Origin of the sequence: Novosphingobium sp. B-7, assembly GCF_000410615.1 — a bacterium.
Classification (GTDB): Bacteria; Pseudomonadota; Alphaproteobacteria; order Sphingomonadales; family Sphingomonadaceae; genus Novosphingobium; species Novosphingobium capsulatum.
This window is the reverse complement of the sequence record NZ_KE148341.1, coordinates 54870-60220: the sequence shown is the minus strand read 5'-3', so window position 1 is coordinate 60220 and position 5351 is coordinate 54870. Positions and strand designations below refer to the sequence as shown.

The 5351-nt window shown below is 66.6% G+C and carries 5 protein-coding genes; 4 read left to right on the top strand and 1 reads right to left on the bottom strand.

What is annotated here, in order from left to right; all coding sequences use genetic code 11:
- A partial coding sequence (locus tag H926_RS35570; RefSeq protein ID WP_022676603.1) for a response regulator occupies positions 1-531 on the bottom strand: 531 nt, incomplete at its 3' end.
- A 154-nt stretch (positions 532-685) separates the two neighbouring features.
- Here H926_RS35570 and H926_RS0112465 point away from each other — a divergent pair.
- From H926_RS0112465 to H926_RS27285, 4 genes are all read left to right on the top strand, one after another.
- Complete coding sequence (locus tag H926_RS0112465; protein WP_022676602.1) at positions 686-1921, top strand: efflux RND transporter periplasmic adaptor subunit; 1236 nt, start codon at positions 686-688, stop codon at positions 1919-1921.
- 14 nt (positions 1922-1935) lie between these two features.
- On the top strand, positions 1936-2616 hold the full coding sequence (locus tag H926_RS0112460) for an ABC transporter ATP-binding protein (protein ID WP_022676601.1): 681 nt from the start codon (positions 1936-1938) through the stop codon (positions 2614-2616).
- Positions 2617-2628: 12 nt separating this feature from the next.
- Complete coding sequence (locus H926_RS0112455) at positions 2629-5046, top strand: FtsX-like permease family protein (protein WP_022676600.1); 2418 nt, start codon at positions 2629-2631, stop codon at positions 5044-5046.
- A partial coding sequence (locus H926_RS27285; protein WP_158441982.1) for a TolC family protein occupies positions 5039-5351 on the top strand: 313 nt, incomplete at its 3' end. The genes H926_RS0112455 and H926_RS27285, both read left to right, overlap by 8 nt.

Genomic DNA, 5351 nt, shown 5'->3' with positions numbered 1-5351 from the left:
GGTTGTCGGCCCGACCCGCCGGACGAGGTCGCGCACACGCTCGATTGCTGCGCTGGCGCCGAGCAGGCGCGGTGGATCGGCCGGAGTGCCATCGTGCTGGCGCAGCGCCGCGATTTCCCGCCGCCTTTGGCGATGGGCCAGCGCCGCGCGCACGCGCTCGAGCAGTTCCTCGTTGCGCCATGGCTTCATCACGAAATCGATCGCACCGGCCTGCATCGCGGCCACGGCGATGCGGATGCCGCTGTGCCCGGTGATCACGACCACGGCCGCATCCGCATCATCGCCCAAGAGCCGGGCCAGCGCGGCGAAGCCTTCCTCGCCGTGGGTGCGGCCACGTGTGAAATTGAGATCGAGCAGGATCGCGTCGGCTGGCGCCAGCTCCAACGCCGAGTAAGCCTCTTCGGGCTGCATCGCGCTGACCAGCTCGATCCCGGCGCGGCCGAAGAGGACGGCGACGGCCTGATGCACGTCGCGATCATCGTCGATCAGCAGGACGCGGGGCGGGCTTGACGGGGGCGTGGGACTGTCCATTTCCGGACAGTGTGTGCGATATCGCAACGAGGCTTGTCCAGCATGGTCTAATGTTGGTTGTATTATCAGTGCTTTAGGAATGTTTGCCACGCTTTGCGATACTGTCCGCATGAGCAATGGAGCATCTTCCGAATCGCCTTCCCCTGGTGCCGGCATGGACCGCCGCGTCACGCGGCCTCGCGCCAGCCGTCGCTGGCGCTGGGTGGCAGGCGGCGTGGCGATCGTGCTGGCGGCAGGACTGACCTGGCAACTGCTGCCTGCGGCCGGATCGACCGATATCTCAGCAGCCACGATCGAGACCGGCACCGTGGTGCGCGCGCCGTTCGAGGACTATTTGCCGATCCGCGCCTCGGTCGCCCCCAAGGTCACCACACTCGTCGATACGCTGTCGGGCGGCCAGGTGGAGAAATTGCTGGTGCAGGACGGCGCCTGGGTCACGGCCGGCCAACCGCTGGCCACGCTGGTCAATCCCACGCTCAAGCTCGACGTGCTGACCCGCGAGGCGGAAATCGCCAGCCAGCTGGGCACCCTGACCGGCGATGAACTGTCGCTGGAGCGCAGCCGGCTCGACCGGGCAGCGCAGACCGCCTCGGCCAACTATGACCTGCTCAAGGCGCGGCGCGACCTGGCGATCCGCCAGCAGTTGCACGATCAGGGTTTCGTGTCTGACGAGGGTGTGAAAAGCTACCAGGAAGAGGCCGATTACCAGCGCAAGCGCCTGGGCCAGCTGCGTGCGGGGCAGGACCGTGAAGACCAGACCGCCGGGCTCCAGGCCTCACGCCTGGCCGACACGCGCGCGCGCTTGAGTGGCAACCTTGCCGCGGTGCGCGCCGGACTGGATGCCCTGGTGGTGCGCGCGCCGGTCACTGGCCGCTTGGGCAACCTGGTGATCCAGCCCGGGCAGACGCTCAAGGCGGGCGACCATGTGGCGCAGGTGGATAGCGAAGGCGCCTGGAAACTGGTGGCCGACGTGGACGAATACTATCTCGGCCGCGTTGCCGTGGGCCAGCAGGCCAAGGGCGACGCCGGCATCGGTCTGGTCGTCAGCAAAGTCCTGCCCGCCGTCGCCAATGGCCGTTTCCACATCGAACTGGGCTTTGTCGGCCCCGTGCCACAGGGCCTCAACCGCGGCCAGACCATGGATATCCGCGCCACCCTGGGCGCAACCAGCAAGGCGCTGGTGGCCCCGGTGGGCGGCTGGCTCGACAGCGGCGGCGGCACGTCGGCCTTCGTGGTCGACGCTGATGGCCGCCATGCCCGGCGCCGCGCGATCAAAGTCGGCCGGCGCAACCCCGCGCAGGTGGAAATCCTGGCCGGGCTGGACGCGGGAGACCGCATCGTGACCACCAACACATCGTCCATCACGGGCGACATCATCAACCTTCGCTGACCAAAGGGCCCAGCATGATCCGCCTAGAGAATATCCAGCGCCGCTATGTTTCCGACGAGGTGGAAACGACCGCGCTCGCCGACATCAACCTGGACGTGGCAGCGGGCGAATTCGTCGCCATCATGGGGCCGTCCGGTTGCGGAAAATCCACGTTGCTCAATACGCTGGGCACGGTCGATCGCCCCACGGCCGGGCGCTATCTGTTCGGCGATCGCGATCTCGTCGCGCTCAAGGAAGCAGAGCTGGCCCGCTTTCGGGCGATGACTTTGGGCTTTGTGTTCCAGAGCTTCAATCTGATCGACGAGCTGACCATCGCCGAGAACGTTGAACTGGGCCTGATCTATCGCAAGGACGCCGGTGGCGATCGCAAGGGCCGCGTCGCCGCCGCGATGGACCGGGTGGGCATATCCCACCGCGCGCGCCACTATCCGCACCAGCTTTCCGGCGGGCAGCAGCAGCGCGCCGCCATTGCCCGCGCCATCGTGGGCGAACCCAAGCTGATCCTGGCCGACGAGCCGACCGGCAATCTCGACACCGAAAACGGGCAGCAGGTGATGGATATTCTCACCAGCCTCAATGCCGATGGCGCCACGATCATCATGGTTACGCATTCGCCCAGCCATGCCGACATCGCGCGACGGCGGATCGACATGCTCGACGGGCGCATCGTCGCCTCGCTCGCCCGCGCGATCTGAGGAGGCACGCCGATGAACCGCTTTGCCTTTCTTACGCTATATCGTTCGCTCACGCGCCACCGGCTCTATGCCGCGCTCAATGTCGGCGGTCTGGCGATCGGGATTGCCGTGTTTCTGGTGCTGGGCCTCTATGTCAGGTTCGAGACAAGCTACGAGACATGGCTGCCGCGCCACGACCAGGTCTACATCGTGCAAACGGTGTGGCACATGCCCGACAGCCCGTTCAACGGTGCCTATCCCAATACGATGGGCGGCCTGCTGGAGGAAATGAAGGCCGATTTTCCCGGGCTTTCAGGCACCAGCATCAATGGCGTGGGCGCCACAGTGCTGCGCGGCGGGATCGGCACGGCCGAGGACCTTGCCTGGGTCGATCCGCAGTTTTTCGAGGTGATGGACCTGCCCATGCTGCAGGGCGAAGGCGGGCGTGCGCTCGCCGATCCGTCCAACGTGCTGATCGATGCCAACATGGCCCGCAAATACTTCGGCAGCACCGATGCGGTTGGCCAGACGCTCACGCTCAACATCGGCGCCGGCACCGCATCCTATCGCGTCGCCGGGGTGTTTGCCCCGTTGCCACGCAATACCGATCTCAAGTTCACGATGCTCGCGCGCAGCCCCAAGGGGGCGCCCAAGGGCAACGAAGACTGGTGGTATCACTGGGGCAGCACCTCGGTTAACACCTATCTGCGCTTTCCCAACGCCGCTGCGGCCAAGGCCTTTGCCGCCCGGATGCCAGCCTTCGTGGTCCGCCACGGAACGAGGGATCTGGGCGCCAATGCCGACAAGACCATGCAACTCACGCTGCTGCCGCTCACCGATCTGCACCTGACCCCGGCGGGGCGCGAAATGGCGAGCATGCGCCAGACGATCGTGACGCTCGGCGTGGTCGGCGCGCTCACTCTGCTGATCGCGATCGTCAATTATGTGAACCTGGCCACGGCGCGCGCCGGCCTGCGCGCCCGCGAAGTGGCCATGCGCAAGGTCCTCGGCGCCAGCCGCAGCATGCTGGTGCGCCAGTTTGCCGGAGAGGCCATTCTCACCACGGCGCTTGCTGCGCTGGTCGCGCTGGCACTGGCAGAACTGGGCCTGCCGCTGGTCAATGCCGCAGCGGGCCTGGCATTGTCGATCCCCTATGCCACCGTCGTGCCGGCGTTGCTGGTGCTGTCCATCGTGGTCGGAATTGGCGCGGGGCTCTATCCCGCCGTGCTGCTTTCCCGCTTTCCCGCTGCTGCCGTGCTGGCATCGGCGCGTTCGCCCGGGGGCGGCCGCACCGGCGCCAGGCTGCGTGAAATGCTTGTCGTGTTCCAGTTCGCGCTCGCCACGGCCTTCATCACCGGAACCCTGGTGCTGGTGGCACAGACCCGCCATCTGCGTCAGGCCGATCTCGGCTTCGCCCGCGATGGGCTGATCGTGGTCAAGAGCATGGCGGGGTTGAGCGAGGGGCAGCAAGACACCATGCGCGATGCCATCGCCGGTTTGCCAATGATCCGCGCGGTCGGGATTGCTGACAGTGCCGCCGGTGGCTTTGGCAACAACAATGCCAGCAACATCGAAATCCCTGGCCAACCTGGCTCTGGACCTTCGCTGCGCGAGATCGTGGTCGGTCGCGGCTTCTTTGCCACCTATGGCGCGCGGGTGATCGCCGGCCGCGTATTCGACGACCAGCACGGGGCTGACGATTCCTATGGCACCAAGAGCAAGGACAACCGCGCGATCGTGATCAACCGGACAGCCGTTGCCGTGCTTGGCTTCCGCTCTGCACAGGAGGCGGTCGGCAAGACGCTGGGCAAGGGGCAGCCGCGCACGATCATCGGCGTGGTGGACGACATGCGGTTCTTTTCGCCGCACGTGCCGATGGACGCCACCTATTACACCTATTGGAGCCATTACCTTGGCGCGCCGGTGATCACCGCGCGCTATGCCGGACGCATGGATGCCGCGATGGATGCGGTGCGCGACACATGGCGCAAGATCGCCCCGGAAGTACCGTTTGACGCGGCGCCTGCCGATCAGGACCTTGCCAAGCTGTTCGAGGATGATGACCACGCCGCCAATCTCTTCACCATCGGCTCGGTGCTCGCTGTGCTGATCGGCTGCGTTGGCCTGTGGGGGCTTGCTTCGTTCAATACCTCGCGGCGCGTGAAAGAGATCGGCATCCGCAAGGCGCTGGGCGCCTCCTCGCGCGATGTGGTCAAGCTGCTGGTCGGCCAGTTCCTGCGTCCGGTGCTGATCGCCAACGTGATTGCCTGGCCCCTGGCATGGGTTGCGATGCGGCAATGGCTGGCCGGTTTCAGCGATCGCATTGCGCTCTCGCCGCTGTACTTCGTTGCCGCAACGCTCCTGGCGCTGGCCATTGCCGTGCTTACGGTGATCGCCCAGTCTCTGCGCGCCGCGCGGGCGACCCCGGCCTGGGCGTTGCACCATGAGTAAGCGGCTTATGGTTGCCGTAGCGCTTTCCACCGCGCTGGCATCGGCGCCCGTCCAGGCGGAAACCCTGCGCGATGCGGTGGAGGCGGCCTATCTCGGCAACCCAACATTGGCGGCGGCCCGCGCGCGGCAGGATGGGCTGGCCGAAACGCCCGAACAGGCACGCGCGGCGGGGCGGATCACTGCCGCCGCCGATGGGGCGGCCGGCTATGACCGCTTCGATTATGATCGGGGCGCAGGCGGCACCGTTTCCGCCAGCCTGCCGATCTGGACCGGCGGCCGGGTCTCTTCGCGGCTGCGCGCCGCGG

Excerpts from the sequence above, each read along its gene's own strand:
- H926_RS0112465 (WP_022676602.1), top strand. The coding sequence starts at position 686 with ATGGACCGCCGCGTCACGCGGCCTCGCGCCAGCCGTCGCTGGCGCTGG.
- H926_RS0112460 (WP_022676601.1), top strand. The coding sequence starts at position 1,936 with ATGATCCGCCTAGAGAATATCCAGCGCCGCTATGTTTCCGACGAGGTG.
- H926_RS0112455 (WP_022676600.1), top strand. The coding sequence starts at position 2,629 with ATGAACCGCTTTGCCTTTCTTACGCTATATCGTTCGCTCACGCGCCAC.